The sequence below is a fragment of the Pseudomonas sp. IT-196MI5 genome (genome assembly GCF_949767415.1).
Classification (GTDB): Bacteria; Pseudomonadota; Gammaproteobacteria; order Pseudomonadales; family Pseudomonadaceae; genus Aquipseudomonas.
In genome coordinates this window covers 154,379-170,891 of record NZ_CATKPZ010000002.1, presented here as the reverse complement: position 1 = coordinate 170,891, position 16,513 = coordinate 154,379, and the positions used below count along the sequence as shown (strand labels likewise).

Annotated in this window: 19 protein-coding genes; 3 read left to right on the top strand and 16 right to left on the bottom strand. The window is 58.2% G+C overall.

The genetic code is table 11. The features are described 5' to 3' along the window. Window positions 1-41 precede the first annotated feature (41 nt). From ACM6IK_RS01675 to ACM6IK_RS01660, 4 genes are all read right to left on the bottom strand, one after another. On the bottom strand, window positions 42-2,399 hold the full coding sequence (locus tag ACM6IK_RS01675; RefSeq protein ID WP_414872871.1) for a heavy metal translocating P-type ATPase: 2,358 nt from the start codon (window positions 2,397-2,399) through the stop codon (window positions 42-44). A gap of 3 nt (window positions 2,400-2,402) precedes the next feature. Continuing rightward, on the bottom strand, window positions 2,403-2,654 hold the full coding sequence (locus tag ACM6IK_RS01670) for a DUF2933 domain-containing protein (protein WP_414872870.1): 252 nt from the start codon (window positions 2,652-2,654) through the stop codon (window positions 2,403-2,405). A 162-nt stretch (window positions 2,655-2,816) separates the two neighbouring features. Then, the gene (locus ACM6IK_RS01665) at window positions 2,817-3,242 is read right to left on the bottom strand and encodes a hypothetical protein (RefSeq protein ID WP_414872869.1); all 426 of its coding nucleotides are present in this window, start codon (window positions 3,240-3,242) and stop codon (window positions 2,817-2,819) included. 101 nt (window positions 3,243-3,343) lie between these two features. Next, on the bottom strand, window positions 3,344-3,739 hold the full coding sequence (locus ACM6IK_RS01660; protein WP_414872868.1) for a hypothetical protein: 396 nt from the start codon (window positions 3,737-3,739) through the stop codon (window positions 3,344-3,346). 836 nt (window positions 3,740-4,575) lie between these two features. Here ACM6IK_RS01660 and ACM6IK_RS01655 point away from each other — a divergent pair. Then, window positions 4,576-5,181 (top strand): hypothetical protein, encoded by a 606-nt coding sequence (locus ACM6IK_RS01655; protein WP_414872867.1) that lies wholly within the window; start codon window positions 4,576-4,578, stop codon window positions 5,179-5,181. A 128-nt stretch (window positions 5,182-5,309) separates the two neighbouring features. Here ACM6IK_RS01655 and ACM6IK_RS01650 read toward each other — a convergent pair whose 3' ends face one another. Further along, on the bottom strand, window positions 5,310-5,504 hold the full coding sequence (locus ACM6IK_RS01650) for a hypothetical protein (protein ID WP_414872866.1): 195 nt from the start codon (window positions 5,502-5,504) through the stop codon (window positions 5,310-5,312). Window positions 5,505-5,596: 92 nt separating this feature from the next. Then, complete coding sequence (locus ACM6IK_RS01645) at window positions 5,597-6,439, bottom strand: NAD(P)H-binding protein (RefSeq protein WP_414872865.1); 843 nt, start codon at window positions 6,437-6,439, stop codon at window positions 5,597-5,599. A gap of 177 nt (window positions 6,440-6,616) precedes the next feature. Here ACM6IK_RS01645 and ACM6IK_RS01640 point away from each other — a divergent pair, with 177 nt between their 5' ends. After that, window positions 6,617-7,267 carry a TetR family transcriptional regulator gene (locus ACM6IK_RS01640; protein ID WP_414872864.1) on the top strand — a complete coding sequence of 217 codons (651 nt, stop codon included), beginning with the start codon at window positions 6,617-6,619 and terminating at the stop codon, window positions 7,265-7,267. Window positions 7,268-7,430: 163 nt separating this feature from the next. Here the strand turns inward: ACM6IK_RS01640 and ACM6IK_RS01635 are convergent, their stop codons facing one another. From ACM6IK_RS01635 to ACM6IK_RS01610, 6 genes are all read right to left on the bottom strand, one after another. Beyond that, a complete protein-coding gene (locus tag ACM6IK_RS01635) occupies window positions 7,431-7,661 on the bottom strand; it encodes a hypothetical protein (RefSeq protein ID WP_056724476.1) in 231 nt (76 codons plus the stop codon). Window positions 7,662-7,791: 130 nt separating this feature from the next. Further along, window positions 7,792-8,013 carry a hypothetical protein gene (locus ACM6IK_RS01630; protein WP_414872863.1) on the bottom strand — a complete coding sequence of 74 codons (222 nt, stop codon included), beginning with the start codon at window positions 8,011-8,013 and terminating at the stop codon, window positions 7,792-7,794. Between the two features lie 101 nt (window positions 8,014-8,114). Continuing rightward, the gene (modC, locus tag ACM6IK_RS01625) at window positions 8,115-9,194 is read right to left on the bottom strand and encodes a molybdenum ABC transporter ATP-binding protein (RefSeq protein WP_414872862.1); all 1,080 of its coding nucleotides are present in this window, start codon (window positions 9,192-9,194) and stop codon (window positions 8,115-8,117) included. 3 nt (window positions 9,195-9,197) lie between these two features. Continuing rightward, entirely contained in the window at window positions 9,198-9,878 is a 681-nt protein-coding gene (modB, locus tag ACM6IK_RS01620) for a molybdate ABC transporter permease subunit (protein ID WP_414872861.1), read from the bottom strand. Next, window positions 9,879-10,646, bottom strand: a complete 768-nt coding sequence (modA, locus tag ACM6IK_RS01615; RefSeq protein ID WP_414872860.1) for a molybdate ABC transporter substrate-binding protein — start codon at window positions 10,644-10,646, stop codon at window positions 9,879-9,881. A 122-nt stretch (window positions 10,647-10,768) separates the two neighbouring features. Next, window positions 10,769-11,836 (bottom strand): NAD(P)H-dependent flavin oxidoreductase, encoded by a 1,068-nt coding sequence (locus ACM6IK_RS01610; RefSeq protein WP_414872859.1) that lies wholly within the window; start codon window positions 11,834-11,836, stop codon window positions 10,769-10,771. A gap of 859 nt (window positions 11,837-12,695) precedes the next feature. Here ACM6IK_RS01610 and ACM6IK_RS01605 point away from each other — a divergent pair. Beyond that, window positions 12,696-13,679 carry an MDR family oxidoreductase gene (locus ACM6IK_RS01605; RefSeq protein ID WP_414872858.1) on the top strand — a complete coding sequence of 328 codons (984 nt, stop codon included), beginning with the start codon at window positions 12,696-12,698 and terminating at the stop codon, window positions 13,677-13,679. On the opposite strand, the gene ada is transcribed toward ACM6IK_RS01605, so the two are convergent. The 4 genes from ada to ACM6IK_RS01585 form a co-directional block, all read right to left on the bottom strand. Beyond that, entirely contained in the window at window positions 13,680-14,744 is a 1,065-nt protein-coding gene (ada, locus tag ACM6IK_RS01600) for a bifunctional DNA-binding transcriptional regulator/O6-methylguanine-DNA methyltransferase Ada (protein ID WP_414872857.1), read from the bottom strand. A gap of 87 nt (window positions 14,745-14,831) precedes the next feature. Then, window positions 14,832-15,512 carry a DNA oxidative demethylase AlkB gene (alkB, locus tag ACM6IK_RS01595; RefSeq protein WP_414872856.1) on the bottom strand — a complete coding sequence of 227 codons (681 nt, stop codon included), beginning with the start codon at window positions 15,510-15,512 and terminating at the stop codon, window positions 14,832-14,834. After that, window positions 15,502-16,206 (bottom strand): 2OG-Fe(II) oxygenase, encoded by a 705-nt coding sequence (locus ACM6IK_RS01590; protein WP_414872855.1) that lies wholly within the window; start codon window positions 16,204-16,206, stop codon window positions 15,502-15,504. The genes alkB and ACM6IK_RS01590 overlap by 11 nt, the downstream gene beginning before the upstream one ends. A gap of 117 nt (window positions 16,207-16,323) precedes the next feature. Continuing rightward, window positions 16,324-16,491, bottom strand: coding sequence for a hypothetical protein (locus ACM6IK_RS01585; protein ID WP_414872854.1), 168 nt, complete (start codon window positions 16,489-16,491; stop codon window positions 16,324-16,326). Between the last annotated feature and the right edge of the window lie 22 nt (window positions 16,492-16,513).

Here is a 16,513-nt window from a genome sequence, read left to right as displayed (position 1 = left end):
TCAACCTTGCTGCCATGGCAAGGTCAAGTGGTTGTTTTCACTCAATCAATGGATGCATGGCTCACACGCAATGCGTTGAATATCACCGACGCCGAACTCACGCTCATGGCCAGTGCGGCAATCAGTGGTGACAGAAGGTGACTGGTAAGCGGGTAGAGCAAACCCGCAGCCAGCGGGATACCCATGGCGTTGTAAAGGAAGGCGAAAGTCAGGTTCTGGTGCATGTTTTTCACCGTTGCTACTGACAGGCTGCGAGCACGCAGGATACCGAGCAGATCGCCCTTGACCAGGGTGACCTGGGCGCTGTTCATCGCCACGTCGGTGCCCGTGCCCATGGCGATACCCACGTCAGCACGAGCCAGAGCGGGAGCATCATTGATGCCGTCTCCAGCCATCGCCACGCAGTGTCCGGCCTGTTGCAAAGACGCGACCAAGCGTTCTTTGTCTTGCGGTTTGACCTCGCCATGCACTTCCTCAATACCTAACTGACCAGCTACCGAGCGCGCAGTGGTAAGACCATCACCCGTAGCCATGATGACCTTGACGCCATCCGCCTGTAGACGCTCGACTGCCAGCTTCGAAGTGGGTTTGAGGGGGTCGGCAACAGCCAGCAAACCCGCCAGAACGCCATTGACGGCCAAGTACATGATGCTTGTGCCATCACTGCGTAACTTCTCGGCATGAGCTTGCAAGCTCTCGGTGACGACGCCGGCCTCCTGCATCAGCGCGGTATTGCCCAACTTCAGGTGGCGACCCTCGACCTGACCGCTCACACCAATACCGGAGGCCGACTCGAAGGTTTCAGGTGGGCTTAGTGTCAGGCCAGCGGCGCGTGCCTGTTCGGTGATAGCGTGGGCCAACGGGTGCTCGCTGCCCTGATCGAGACTCGCGGCCAGGCGCAGCACTTCATTCCGAGTGAATCCAGGTACAGCCTCGACGCTATGGAACGCTGGCCGCCCTTCGGTGAGGGTGCCAGTCTTGTCGACGATCAAGGTGTCTATCTTGCACAGGTTTTCAATGGCGGCGGCATCGCGAAACAAAATGCCGCTGCCAGCAGCCTTGCCGGTGGCGACCATGACCGACATCGGTGTTGCCAGGCCAAGGGCGCAAGGGCAGGCGATGATCATTACCGCGACGGCGTTGATCAGTCCGAACACCCAGCTTGGCTCGGGGCCCCATACCCCCCAGCCAAGTAGAGTCAGCGCGGCGATAGTAATCACCACAATCACGAAGTAACCGGCAATCACATCTGCCAGGCGTTGCATCGGCGCTTTTGAGCGTTGTGCCTGTACAACCATCTGTACAATTTGCGCGAGCAAGGTGGCCGACCCTATCTTCTGTGCCTGCATCACCAGGCTGCTGTGGGTATTGAGCGTTGCGCCGATCAATGCATCACCAGGCCTCTTCATGATCGGTATGGGCTCACCGGTGAGCATCGACTCGTCCACTGCACTTTCGCCTTTGAGTACCAGGCCATCGACAGGTACTTTTTCACCGGGTCGCACGCGTAACGTGTCGCCACTGTGTACGTGTGTCAGTGGGATGTCTTCTTCCGTGCCGTCGGCGTTGATTCGTCGGGCAGTTTTGGGTGCCAGACCGAGCAGCGACTTGATGGCAACAGAGGTTTGCGAACGAGCTTTGAGTTCGAGCATTTGGCCGAGCAGGGTCAGTGAGATGATCACTGCCGCAGCCTCAAAGTAAACGCCGATGCGGCCGTCCATCATGAAATTGCTGGGGAATGCGCCGGGGGCCAGGGTGGCCACAACGCTGTAAAAAAAGGCTGCTGCAGTACCGAGGCCGATCAGTGTCCACATGTTCGGACTGCGCTGAGTCACCGAACGTACCCCACGCACATAAAACGGCCAGCCAGCCCAAAGCACGACGGGTGTTGCCAGTCCTAGCTCGACCCAGTTTTGCGTAGTGCCGTGGAACAGCATCAGCGCATGCCCCCCCATGGCCAGCACGGTGACGATCACGGTCAGTGGTAATGTCCACCAGAAGCGCCGGGTGAAGTCCTTGAGTTCGGGGTTCTCTTCTTCCTCTATCTCGGGTAACACCGGCTCCAGGGTCATACCGCACTTGGGGCAGGTACCGGGGCCGATCTGGCGGATTTCCGGATGCATGGGGCAGGTGTATTCAGTGGTAGTCGTTAACGGTTCTGCTGGTGCCTGATGGATTTGTTCGGTTTCAGTCGGAGATATTCGATAGTGCTCGGGCTCTGCCCTGAAGGTCGTTTGGCATTTCTGGCTGCAGAACCGATAGGTTTGCCCCTCAAATTGCGTGCTGAACTGGCTATCGTTACTGACGGCCATGCCACAGACCGGGTCATGGGTACCGACGGCCTGGGGCTCAAGTTGCCGTATTGGGTTGTGCTCCTGGTCACGCTCGGGGCTTTGCATGCGCTACCTCCTGTCCGCATCCTTTACGGAGTCTGAGGTCGCTCCGTTATGACCGTGACCACCGTGGTGGTGCCCGAAAATATGCATCAGTGGGCATAACAGCAAAATCAAATACGGCAGTAGGCCCAGCATATGGCCGTAATGTTCTCTGGCCAGATAGAACAGCGCGATCACCAGTAACATGCCCAGCACTATGCCGGTCTTGCTCCGCCATAATGGTGGAGCGTTGTTAGCTTGATGTGGTGAATTCATCATGGTTCTGTACTCCTGTGAGAGTGCTATCTGGTAATACGTCATCCAGGTTCAATGTTCGGCGGTGTCATGCTGACCAAGAGGAAGTCGCCGTTGCATTTACACCGCTTTCGCCTGGATCACTTGCTCATCACCAGCGCTGCGATCATTGGTGAGTAGCAAACGTCACTTCTTCATTGGCATGTCCATCATCGATGACTGCTGATCCATCATTTGCATCATCATGCCCATCATTCCCTTACCCATGCCGTCCTTGGAGCCAGACATCCCCATGTCGGAGCCCATGCCCATACAACCCGCAGCATCATGCTGCTTACTCATCATGGCCATGCTTTCCTTCATTGTCTTCATACCCTCCTGCATAGCTGCCTGCCGATCGCCCGGGTTTTTCGCAGCAGCGGCTTTGTCATGAGCAGCTTGCATTTTCTGCATTTGCTCGCTCATCGTTTTGTTCATTGCCGACTCGGACGGTGCAATGGCAGCCGTTGTGCTGGCAGGTACATCGGCAGGGTGATGCTCATCTTCGGCATTCGCCATGAAGGCGCTGCTGGCAAAAATTGCGGCAATAACTAATTTCATTTGTGTTTGCATGTTGAACTCCAGGTACTTGGAAATAAGTAGGAATTGCCAAGCCGCGCCAAATCGACGCAATGAAGCAGAGCGGCCACGGCGTGGCTGCTCTGCGAGGCGGATTAATCGTTGACGCGGACGAATATCAGGCGGGCTGGAGGCCCCGATGGTGCGGGGCGCCTCAGTGCAAGTGCAGCGAAGACGATGGGTTGAGTGAGGGTAAGCAGCAAAATCGCGGGTAACAGCAAGGCAAGCGCCAAACTGGCGAGGTCTGCTGTCGGGATGTTCGATGTGGGACTGATCGCCTTCAGTGCATCTTCACAATGCTTGAGGCAGCCACTGGCATGCAGGGCATGGTCATCTAATTGTTGCTGCGTGGAGAGCGTCGCGTGTGTTGCAGTCAGATTGTGCTCTGGCTGCACCAAGCAGCCGTGAAATGCCGTCACGATCACAGCTAACACCCACACTCCGAGGGTGAGTCGCAATAGATTGCGATAGTGATGACGGAACCAGTACATGACGTGCTCCACAGGCTTGTTAGTGCCAAGTTGTTCTAGTCTAGACCGCCAAGCAGGCGGCGATTTGACTTCGATCAAACAAGTGGTCTTTCCATGGCGAGCTAAAAGGACTTTGTCATCCCAATCCCCACCTATTACTCCTTCAGTTCTCCGCGTTGACGCAGGGCGGGACGGCAGGGTCGAAATTGATCGTCTCCAGCTCCAGGTCCAGACACTTCAACACCAGTTCCGCTTTCCGCGGTTGACCTCGCACTAAGTTGAGGCTCAAAAAAATGTTCACCTTGTGAAGCCGTCGACTGGTGTTGGGTTTACTGCAAGTGGGTTTCCTGGCGAGCGATTGGTTTGAGGTTGGAAGAAAAGCCAAACCACAGAAACGACAAAGCCCTGGATAATCAGAGCTTTGTTGTATAAAGATGAAGTAGGCGATGGGATTCGAATGGACCTATTACAATCGACGGTTTTCAAGACCTGCGAGCATAGTCCTCATAAGGGCGTGCCGGTTCGACCCCGGCTTCGCCATGAATATCAAGGGCTTGTGTGAGATACCTCGTGCAGGCCCTTTTTCTTTACTTCGCCAAAACCAGCCTATGCTCCAGTTCATCACGTTACGCATCCGAACTGACTACCCGGCCATGCCCACGCAAAAAGAATCACCTCAGGCATGAAGTCCTTGCAGGGCCTGGCTTTGCAATAGGGACTTACAAAGCAGTCTCTCAACAAGGGTGACGCGGTCAAGGTCGATGTCTTCTGAAGTTTTTGCCTGCAACTGCCCGACTCAGGCTCCTTGCAGTAATCGGAGGGCACTTCATGCCTTTATTTTTTTTTGAGGGTGCTGGATGAAACAAAGACAGGTTTTGCTGTTGGCTTTGTTGGTTGTGTTTTTGACAGGTTGCACGACTATGCCACCCAAAGATCAAGGCAACCTCTGCAGTATTTACCGTGAGTATCCCGATTGGTACGAGGACTCGCTGCAAATGCAGAGTGAATATGGGACGCCTCTGCATGTGGCCATGGCGATCATGAAGCAGGAAAGCAGCTACGTGGCAGATGCATTGCCGCCTCGTGACTATCTGCTTTGGGTGATCCCTTGGGGGCGGGTCAGCTCGGCTTACGGTTATGCGCAGGCTCAAGATCCGGTGTGGGGCGAGTACAGAGGCGATACTGGCAACGGTGGTTCGCGTGACAGCTTCGACGACGCGATCATGTTTATCGGCTGGTACACCACTGGCACCCAGCGTCAGTTGGGGATCTCCAAATGGGACACCTACAATCAGTACCTGGCTTACCACGAAGGGCGTGGGGGCTATAGCGGCAATACCTATCGCAATAAACCCTGGCTGATGCAGGTTGCCCAGAAAGTGCAAAAGCAGTCGGAGATTTACAGCGCTCAACTCAAGCAGTGCCGCCAGGAGCTGGAAGACGAGCGCAGTGGGTGGTTTTAACGCGGCAAAGCCATCGATTCCGTTGCCCTGCATTATCTGAAACCAAGGGTTTGCGAGCGAATGCTGTACAAACCCTTGTTTGTTTCTGCTTCATTACATCGGTCTTGATCGTGATTGCCTGATGCTTTTCAGGACGCCGGGTCTGCCTTGCGGCGATCGCTGCCGGTCGGGTTGCCGGTATCGATCAGTCTTCTTTCCAGCAGTACGTTTTCCAAAGCCTGGCGGTCTGACGGGTCCATTTGATGTTCTCGCTCCTTGAGTTCCAACAGGATCGGGCTGGACCATTGGCGATAGGTTTGTTCAGCACTACGATTGGGTGACATGGGTTCCTCCTCGATCAGGCTCCTGCCAATAAAGGCGCCGCAGTTCGATACGCAAAATACCCTAGTCGACGAAGCTGCTTCTCGCCACTGCTTTACGTCGGACTTCCATTTCCCCAGATGCCCGTAGCGCCAGTGCGCTGTACGTAGTCGCTAAAGTCGCGTGCCGGCCGACCCAGTGCCCGTTGTACGCCATCGGTCACGGGCGTGTTGCGGCCATCGAGCACAGACGTGAACAGGTACAGCACCAGATCGATCAACTCCGCGGGAAGTTGTTCCTGTTCCAATGCTTGTCGATAGGCATCCGCTGGTACGGCCACGAATTCGATGTTGCGACGGGTGGAGCGGGCGATCTCGGTCACGGCTTCGGCAAAGGTCAGCGCCCGAGGGCCGGTCAATTCATAGAGCTGGTTGGTGTGTCCGGGTTGGGTCAGTGCGGCGACGGCACATTCGGCAATGTCTTCTGCATCGACAAAGGGTTCGGCGATATTGCCGACGGGGAGTGCGAGTTCGCCTTGCAGAATGGGTTCAAGAAAGTGCGCTTCGCTGAAATTCTGGCAGAACCAACTGGCCCGCAGAATCGTCCAGTCAATCCCGCTGTTTTGTACGACACGCTCGGCCTGTTCCGCTTCGATCTCTCCGCGCCCGGATAACAAAACCAGTTTGCGGACTCTGCTTTTCATTGCCAGGTCGGTGAACGCCTGAATGGTTTCAAGGGCGCCTGGAACGGCGAGATCAGGTTGGAAGGAAATGTAGACCGCATGAGCGCCATCTATCGCCGCGTCCCAGGTTGACCGATCTTCCCAGTCGAAAGGGGGATTCGCGTCACGGGAGCCTCGGCGAACGGCCAAGCCGGCAGCCTCGAGTCGTTGGGTGATTCGCCGCCCGGTTTTGCCCGTGGCGCCAAGGACCAGTGTGATTGGTTGATCGGTTTTCATCGCGTTCATCTCCATCGGTTAATGTGAGTGATACTCACGTTTAAAAGATGATAGATGCTCATGTTTTGTCGTCAACCCAGCGGATCGAATTCCCCGACGTGTGGCATCCGTTATTGGGCGCGGCGAGCGGCGATGCTAAGGTGAGTACATATCACGTTATTGATCGGGAATTCGCTCGTGCGCAAAAAGCCCTCTGAAACCCTCGAACAGCCTGCTGCGCAAGCGGTTCGACGCAATCCCACACAACAACGCAGCCGCGAGCGTCAAGAGCTGATTCTGACCGTGGCGACTCAATTGATTGCGGACAAGGGCTGCGACCAACTCAAGATGAGTGAAATTGCCGAGCATTCCGGGATTTCGATCGGTTCCCTTTATCAGTATTTCCCCGACAAGAGTTCCGTCATCCGCACGCTGGCCGAACGCTACAACGCTGAAAGTCGTCGTTGCATTACGCAGTCGATGGAGGCTGTCGAGGATGCCCAGGGCTTGCAGGTAGCCTATTCGCAGTTGCTCGATCTGTATTATGAGATCGTGATGGCGACACCGGTGATGCGTGACATCTGGTCCGGCATGCAGGCCGACAAGCAGTTGTTGCGACTGGAGCTGGAGGAGAGCCGGGTGGCCGGAGCACTGCTGTCCCAGGCCATGCTTCGCGTATATCCCGATATCGATGTACAGCAGGTTCAGGAATCGGCGTTTTTGATCTGGCACCTGGGTGAGGCGACCATTCGCCTGGCGGTCACTTGTGCACCCGAGGAAGGGCGAGCACTGGTCGAGGCGTTCAAGCGTATGTCCCTGCGCGAGATTATGGAACCCGTGCCCGATTGAGCCCTCGCACTAGTTGATTGGTTTTGTGCAACAAAAATCCCGGCACCAGGCCGGGTCGTGGAAGCGGATAAAAGTCAATCAGGCAGCCAGACACACGGCGACGTCAACGTCACCGTTCGTGCGGCTAGTCAGGCCTGTCCTCGCACCGCAAATCCGTGACGGATCATCTGAACCTGGGCAGAGGCGGGTCGACAGGTTTGAGTGACGACAGCGTGTGCCGAATCAGCGGCGTGTCCTTCTCGATGTCGTTCAGGCGATCACGAATTCTGAGGGCGGTGGGGTGTCCGCCTTGATGATCGACCCAGTCGGCAATTTCCTTGCAGGCCGCGGCCAAGCGGGCCTGACGGGAGTCCAGCAAGGTGAGCAGGGTGGTGATGGACTCTTTTTCGGACATGGGTGACACCTCCGTTCAAGAAACCTGGGTGTGGCAGCAAAAAGCCCGCCAGGAGCGAGCTATCTGCCGTTGGGGTCGCTGATCCTTCAACCCATTCAGTATAGACCCATTAAAAAATGGTAACAGGCCGTCAACTTTGTCGGGCTGTCACTTGTGATTTGGCGTTCAACTGCCGGCAAATGCGCTGGGCGTCTTCTTCAATATCGTAGCCGTCTCCGATGAAGCCTTGGGTTCGGGTATCGGCGATGCGGTACCAGACCGCGGCATCCGGTGGCAGGTGGTCATATTCGCCCGCACGGCGGCCATGGATGATGATCCTGTTGCAACGCTTCACGACGAAAATGTCTTCCATGGCGTCTCCGCCGCTGATTCGTGTACAGATCAACTATAGAAGCCATTGGTGATCGTGCAAAAAATAGGCAGGTCAATTCGTCGGCTCAGGTGCCGCCGGATTTACGCGAGCACCGCGACCGCTTTGATTTGTGCCCAGAGTTGCTGACCAGAATGGACGTTCAATTGGTCGCGGGAATAACGCGTGATCCGTGCCAGCAGCGGCGAGCCTGCGGCGTCCAGGCGAATCAGCACATGGGCGGCGTTGTCGGCATTCATTTCGCTGACCACAGTAACCGGCAAGCGATTGAGAATGCTGCTTTGCTCGGCACTGTGCAGGCTCAGGCTCACATCCCGCGCCTGGACCTTGCAGCGCAGTGTCTGACCCGTATCCATCGGTGTGTGAGGCACACGGATGTTCAGAGTGGTGTCGGGCAATTGCAGGCTGAGCAGTTGATAGTCGGCGTCATAGGCGCTCACGCGACCTTCGATCACCACACCGGCGTCATCCCCCATCGCCAGCGGCAAGTCGAGGCGCGCCAGGGTCTGGCCGGTCGGGCCGCTGGCCAGTGCCTTGCCGTTGCTCAGCAACACGATATGGTCGGCCAGCCGCGCGACCTCATCCTGGGAGTGGCTGACGTACAGCACCGGGATGTCGAGTTCGTCGTGCAGACGTTGTAAGTACGGCAGGATTTCACTTTTGCGCTGGGTATCCAGCGCGGCCAGAGGCTCGTCCATCAACAGCAATCTCGGGCTGGTGAGCAGCGCGCGGGCCATGCCGACGCGCTGTCGCTCACCACCCGAAAGGTGTTGCGGGTGTCGGTCCAGCAGATGGCTGATGCCCAGCAACTCGGTGGCGTGGGCCATGTCGACCCGACGTTGCGACTTGGGAATGCGCTTGAGGCCGAACTGCAGGTTGGCCAGCACCGACAGATGAGGAAACAGGCTGGCTTCCTGGAACACGTAGCCGAGCGCGCGTTTGTGCGGCGCGACGAAGAGCTCGTTTTCGCTGTCTTGCCAGACTTCATCGTTGACCTGGATAAAGCCTTGATCGGCCCGTTCCAGGCCGGCAATGCAGCGCAGGCAAGTGGTCTTGCCGGAGCCTGAGTGACCGTAAAGCGCAGTGACGCCACGCCCCGGCAGTTGCAGGTCGACGTCCAGGGTGAAGCCTGGGTAGCGTAATTTCAGGCGCATTTGAATCATCGATCAGCTCCAGCCCGCTTTGGTTTTTCGGCTGGAATACAGCGCCAGCAAGACGACAAACGAGAACACCAGCATCGCCCCGGCCAGCCAATGGGCCTGGGCATATTCCATGGCTTCGACGTGATCGTAGATCTGCACCGAGACCACGCGGGTCTTCTCGGGAATGTTGCCGCCGATCATCAGCACTACGCCGAACTCGCCGACGGTGTGGGCGAAGCCGAGAATGGCTGCGGTAATGAAGCCGGGGCGGGCCAGGGGCAGCGTCACACTGAAAAAGGTGTCCCAGGGATTGGCCCGCAGCGTCGCGGCCACTTCGAGCGGGCGCGTGCCGATTGCGGAAAATGCGTTTTGCAGCGGCTGAACCACGAACGGCATCGAATACAGGACAGAACCGATGACCAACCCCGCAAAACTGAAGGTGAGGGTGCCAAGGCCGAGTGATTGGCTGAGCTGGCCGATGTACCCGTGAGGGCCGAGCGCCAACAACAGATAAAAACCAATCACTGTCGGCGGCAGCACCAGGGGCAGGGCGACAATCGCCCCGACCGGGCCGCGCAACCAGGAGCGAGTACGCGAGAGCCATAACGCAATCGGAGTGCCGACAATCAGCAAGATGACCGTCGTCAGGGACGCGAGTTTCAGGGTCAGCCAAATGGCGGAATAATCGGCACTCGATAGCGACATTTAGATTTCGTAACCGTAGGACTTGATGACAGCTGCCGCTTTCGGCCCCTTGAGGTAGTCAACCAATGCCTTGGCGGCCGGGTTGTCCTTGCCCTTGTTGAGAATCACCGCGTCCTGTTTGATCGGGTCGTGAAGGCTGGCCGGAACGATCCAGGCCGAACCGCTGGTGATCTTGCCGTCCTTGTAGATCTGCGACAGGGCGACAAAACCCAACTCGGCGTTGCCGGTGGAGACGAACTGATAGGCCTGGGTGATGTTCTGGCCTTCAACGACCTTGTCTTTGACCTTGTCGGTCAGCTCCTCCTTGGCCAGTACCTGGGTCGCCGCCAGGCCATACGGTGCAGCTTTCGGGTTGGCGATGGACAGGTGCTGGTATTCGTTCTTTTTCAGCACATCGCCCTTGGCATCGACGTAGCCTTCTTTGGCCGACCACAGTGCCAGCGTGCCGACCGCGTAAGTGAAGCGCGACCCCTTGACGGTGTCACCTTCGGTTTCAAGTTTTTTCGGGGTGCTGTCGTCTGCCGAGAGGAACACTTCGAACGGCGCGCCGTTTTTGATCTGGGTGTAGAACTGGCCGGTGGCGCCAAAGGATGCGACCAGTTTATGCCCGGTGTCTTTTTCGAAGTCAGCGGCGATGGCCTGGATGGGCGCGGTGAAGTTGGCGGCGACAGCCACCTGGACTTCGTCCGCCTGGGCTGAGCCGAAGGCGAAGATGGCGAGAAAGCTCGCGAGGCAGACAGGGGTAGCGCGTGAGACGCAAATGGCCATGAAACAGCTCCGTTAAAGGCAATTGCAGAAGGTTAGTCGTTATGTACAAAAATATATAGCGAATTACCTTTAAACGGAATGTGCTGTCAAAAAATTGTATACAATTTTAACGCAAGTGCTACTCAGGCGTGACCTAGCAGTCTCGCTAATCCTTCTTCAGCCAGTTGTCGAGTCAGTGCCTCGCTGGTCAGTTCGACCCCGAGGGTAAAGGCCTGGCCGGCCCAGAGGTTGCTGAAGTCCGCCTCACCTTTGGCCCGCAATGGCATCAGCGCGCCACCGGCAAGAGGGAAGGCCGGGGCCTTGGCGCTCATGGGCCCCAGTTCACGCATCACCCGATTGAGGATGCCCCGGGCCGGGCGACCGGTGAACACGTTGGTGACGGCCGTCTCGCTTTCTTTGGCGGTGCGCAACGCTTTGTGATGGGACGGGCTGACCTTGGCCTCTGGCGTGAACAGGTATGCCGTCCCCACCTGCACCGCCGATGCGCCCAGCATGAAGGCGGCGGCGACGCCTCGTGCGTCAGCGATGCCGCCGGCGGCAATCACCGGCACTTTCACCGCATCGACGACTTGTGGCACCAGAGCGAAAGTCCCCACCTGACTGCTCAGGTCATCGCTGAGAAACATCCCGCGATGGCCTCCGGCCTCGTAGCCCATGGCAATGATTGCATCGCAACCATGCTGCTCCAGCCACACGGCTTCTGCGACGGTGGTGGCCGAGGACAGCACTTTCGCACCGGTCGCTTTCACCCGGTCGAGCAGGGATTTTTCCGGCAGGCCAAAGTGAAAGCTCACCACTTCAGGGCGAAACGCTTCAACCACTTCGCAGGCCGCGTTATCGAACGGTGCCCGGTTCGACACCGGGGTTGGCGCATCGAAATCGGCGCCGAGTTCCTGGTAGTAGGGTTGCAGCAGGTTTTTCCAGTCCTGCGCGCGTTGTTCATCAGGGGCTGGAGGCTGATGACAGAAGAAGTTGACGTTGATCGGGCGCTGGGTGTGTTGGCGGATGGTTTTCAGCTCTTCGCGCAGTTGATCGGTGCTGAGCATCGCCGCCGGCATCGAACCCAGGCCGCCGGCGTTGCAGGCTGCAATCACCATGGACGAGTTTGTGGCACCGGCCATCGGCCCCTGAATGATCGGCAGCTCGATCCCGAGCAGGTCAAGAATGCGGGTATCTGGCCATTGGTTCATGTGCTGTGTTCTCCGACGTAGAAGCAGGGCAGGGACGGTAGAACAGGATTTTTAACGCAACGACTGGCGCAAGGCCAGTCGTCATTTCTGCGGGTGAGGCTTTTTTCAGGTTCTTCACGGAATTCCGGGGGAACACCTATAACGAAATATCTGTAGGGGCTGCCGAAGGTTCGGGCCGCGTTCGGACGATCTTTTTGATCTTGATCTTCAGCAATCTCCAGATCGCAAAAGCAAGATCAAAAGATCGCAGCCTTCGGCAGCTCCTGCAGGGGAACGCGTGCACCACCAAACAACGAGGTCGAGCGTTAGCTCGCCTCGCGGTGCTGTTGCGGTGCACGCCCCCTCGTGAGGCCGCGCACGGCCATGGATGGCCGATCGCGGCGGGCCCTGTAGGAGCGAGCTTGCTCGCGAAAAACCTGAGAGCACCGCGGGGTGTCAGGCTCCCCGCTTCATCGTTGACCTCCATCGCGAGCAATCGAGCGTCGACCGGCTGCTCCTACAGGCCGGGCGGCGTTCCGCTCTTCCAAGTGACCCGCCGTCAGGGCGGAACCCTAAGTGGCCGTTACCGCAGCAATGGATATGTACACCAGGAAGAAAATGCTCGGCCGAAAGGTCACCATCGATGGCAAGTCGGATCGCCGCACCGTAGCTTCTACAGGTATCGGTGTTCCCCGGAATTCCGTGAAGAACCTTTTTTCAGCGTCGGTGCAAGCCTCCAGCCCCCACCACCGAAGGAGTGATTCATCGCTTGGGAAGCGTTATGGAATTGGCAGATTGGCTTAAAGTCGAGTACGCCAATCTGCTGTCATGTGTTATTTCAATTGCACCACCACCAGACTGATTCCATTGAGAGGCCGTAATGTTCAAAGGTATTTTGATCGACAAAGACGACAGCGGTTACCGGGCCACGCTGCAAGACATCCAGGACGATCAGTTACCCGAAGGCGATGTCACGGTGCGTGTTGCCTACAGCACGCTGAACTTCAAGGATGGCCTGGCGATCACCGGCAGCAGTCCGGTGGTGCGTAAATTCCCGATGGTGCCGGGCATCGACCTGGCCGGTGTCGTCGAAGTCAGCGGGCATCCGGACTACAAGGTCGGTGACCAGGTCCTGCTCAATGGCTGGGGCGTGGGCGAAGGGCATTGGGGTGGACTGGCGCAGAAGGCTCGCCTTAATGGTGATTGGCTGATTCCGTTGCCCAAGGCTTTCACCGCCGCCCAGGCGATGGCCATCGGTACGGCGGGCTACACGGCCATGCTGTGCATCCTGGCCCTTGAGCACAATGGCGTGACGCCTGAACAGGGTGAAGTCCTGGTCACTGGTGCCAACGGTGGCGTCGGCAGTTTCGCCATCGCGTTACTGAGCAAGCTCGGCTACCGGGTGGTCGCGTCCACCGGACGGACCTCGGAGCACGACTACCTGAAGCAACTGGGCGCTGGCGAAATCATCGACCGGGCCACGCTGTCCGAGCCAGGCAAGCCGTTGGCCAAGGAGCGTTGGGCGGCCGTCATCGACTCGGTCGGCAGCCACACTCTGGCCAACGCTTGCGCCAGCACCAAGGCCAATGGCACGGTCGCGGCCTGCGGTCTGGCGCAAGGCATGGACTTTCCGGCATCCGTTGCACCGTTCATTTTGCGCGGTGTGACCCTGGCCGGTATCAACAGCGTGACCCGGCCCAAAGCCAAACGGGTGGAAGCCTGGAGTCGCCTGGCCAGGGATCTGGATTTCAACCTGTTGCCGCTGATCAGTCACGAAATCGGCTTGAGCGAAGCCATCGACGCCGCGCCGCGCTTGCTGGCCGGGCAGTTTCGCGGGCGCGTGGTGGTGGATGTGAATCGCTGATCACGGCGACTCGCGCTCCAGCAACTGCCGTTTGCGCTCGACACCCCAGCGATAGCCCGACAGATTGCCGTCGCTGCGCACCACGCGATGGCACGGGATCGCCACGGCCAGGCTGTTCGCGCCGCAGGCCTGGGCCACGGCGCGAACGGCTTTCGGCGAGCCGATGCGTTGAGCGACATCGGCGTAGCTGGCAGTGCTGCCAACGGGAATCTCTCGCAGCGCTTGCCAGACACGCTCCTGAAACGCCGTGCCGCGTACGTCCAGCGGCAAATCAAGGCCAATGGCCGGCGCCTCGATAAAGCCGACGACCCTGGCAATCAATTGCTCGAATTCATGATCGGCGCCAATCAGGTTGGCGCGCCGGAACTTGTCTTGCAGATCACAGACCAGTTGGTGCGGATCATCGCCGAGCAGGATTGCGCAGACCCCGCGCTCACTCTGCGCCACCAGAATCGCGCCCAACGAACACTGGCCAACGGCAAAACGAATGTCGTTGTTTTGACCGGCCGCGCGGTAGTCCCCGGGTTTCATCCCGAGCAGTTGGTCTGCCGCTTCATAGAAACGGCTGTTGGAGTTGAAGCCAGCGTCATACAGGGCATCGGTCACCGAGCCGCCGTCTGCCAGTCGCTCGCGAACCTTGCGTGAACGATGGGCATCGGCGTAACCCTTGGGCGTCAGGCCGGTGACGGCTTTGAACACGCGATGGAAGTGAAAGCTGCTCAGGCCCGCCGCCTCGGCCAATTCGCCCAGGGCAGGCAGCGTTTCGGCGGCCTCGATCTGGCGGCAGGCGGCGGCCGCGGTGGCGGCATGTTGCGCGGCGAGTTCGCTCTGATCCTTTGTCGCGCGTTTGCTCGGACGATAACCCGCGGCCCGGGCCTGTTCGGCGCTATCGAAGAATTCGACGTTCTGCGGCTTGGGCAAGCGCGCAAGGCTGCTGGGGTTGCAATAGATGCCTGTGGTCTTCACGGCATAGACAAACTGACCGTCAGCCTTGGGATCGCGCGCGACCACGGCGGCCCAGCGCGGATCGTTTTCGATGGAGATCTTGGTCGATTGGATAGTCATGGCGTCACGTCCATTGAGAGGTTGCCTGCACATTAACCATGGGGCAATTCCCACACACTCCGACGCTTGCGGTCAAATTCGAAGTCTTTATCCGGCGGTACGGAAGGTGAAGTTGATGCGTTGCTCGCCCAGTTTCGGATGATGACCATCCTTGATCGGCAACACACCGTGATAACGCAGGCGATCCACGCCACCCCAGACCACGATGTCGCCATGCAGCAGGGGGATGCGCTGGCTTTTGTCGCCGCGTGCAAAACCACCGAACAGGAACATCGCCGGTAAGCCCAGGGATACCGAAACGATGGGGGCGGTGTAGCAGTGTACGTCTTTATCCTGATGCAATGACATTTTTGCTCCGGGGACGTAGCGGTTGATCAGGCAGGAATCCGGCGCAAAATCGGTGAAACCCGCTGCCAGTGCCGCCGCTTGCGCCAGTTGCAGAAACACCTCGGGCATCATTGGCCAGGGCCGGCCGGTCTGTGGATCATCGCGGGTGTACCGATAACCATTGCGGTCAGTGGTCCAGCCTAATTGGCCGCAGCTGCTCAGGGCGACCGACATGGTAAAGCCGCCGGGCGTGACCATCTGCCGAAACGGCGCGGCCACCAGCACCGCCTCCAGGGCGGGCAGCAAGCGTTCCAGCCAGGGCAGGGCGAAACCTCTCAGTACGTAGGACTGTTCACCGATCTGCTCGCGCCTGGTTTGTTGCTCGGGTTCTGCATCGGCAAACAGATCGAAAGTCAGCGGGTTCATGGGCTCATGACGCATCGTGAAAGATGATTCCAAGGGTATGCCGTTTGCCGCTGTGCAGGCGGCTCACGCCGTGGCGCAGTGTCACGCGATAGTAACCGCGAACGCCTTTGACTGGCCTCTGGTTGACGGCAAAGATCAAGCCGTCGCCTTTCTTCAGGCTGATGACCATCGGGCGTGACTGCATTCGCGGGCGCTGTTCGGTCAGGACAAACTCGCCACCGGTGAAGTCTTCATCGGGTTCCGACAGCAGAATCGCTACTTGTAGTGGGAAAACATGCTCACCGTATAAATCCTGATGCAAACAGTTGTAGTCCTGCGGACCATATTGCAGCAATAAAGGTGTCGGACGGTTCTGACCAGCGGCATGACAACGTTCGAGGAAGGCTTGATGGGTTTGGGGAAAACGGTCGGGCAAACCCATTTGTTCCTGCCAGCGATTGGCGATGAGCACCAGGCGCGAGTAGAGCGCGCTGCGCAAGCGGGCCACAAGTTCCGGTAACGGGTAGCTGAAATACTTGTATTCGCCTCGGCCGAAACCGTGGCGAGCCATCACCACGTGCGAGCGAAAGGGCTCGGTTCGAGGGTACAAGGCGCTGACCTGATCACAAGCCTTGTGGCTCAACAGTGAAGGGATGACGGCGCAACCGTCCTGATCAAGTTGCTGTTCCAGCCGGGGCCAGTCCAGCCTGTCCAGATATTGCTCGCTCATTGCCGGGCCTCTTGTTGTTGAGGTCGCCAGTCTGCAAGGCAAGGATGAAGCAGGCACTCCGCTGCTTGCGGTCGAATTGCGAGTGGGAGCTGACGTCCATTGTCGCTCCGGATCGCGTTACAGCGCTTTGCTGACGCTGATTTCGCTGATGACGTCGTCTTGTCCATGCATGGCATCCAGCGCCGCTTTGGCTTCTTCCGGGGTGCCGTTTTCAAGCTGGGCAAACTCGAAGCGGCGCTCACCGTTGAGTTTGTATTTGATGACGTACTTGGTCGTTTGGGCCACGGTTGTCTCTGCCTGTCTTGTG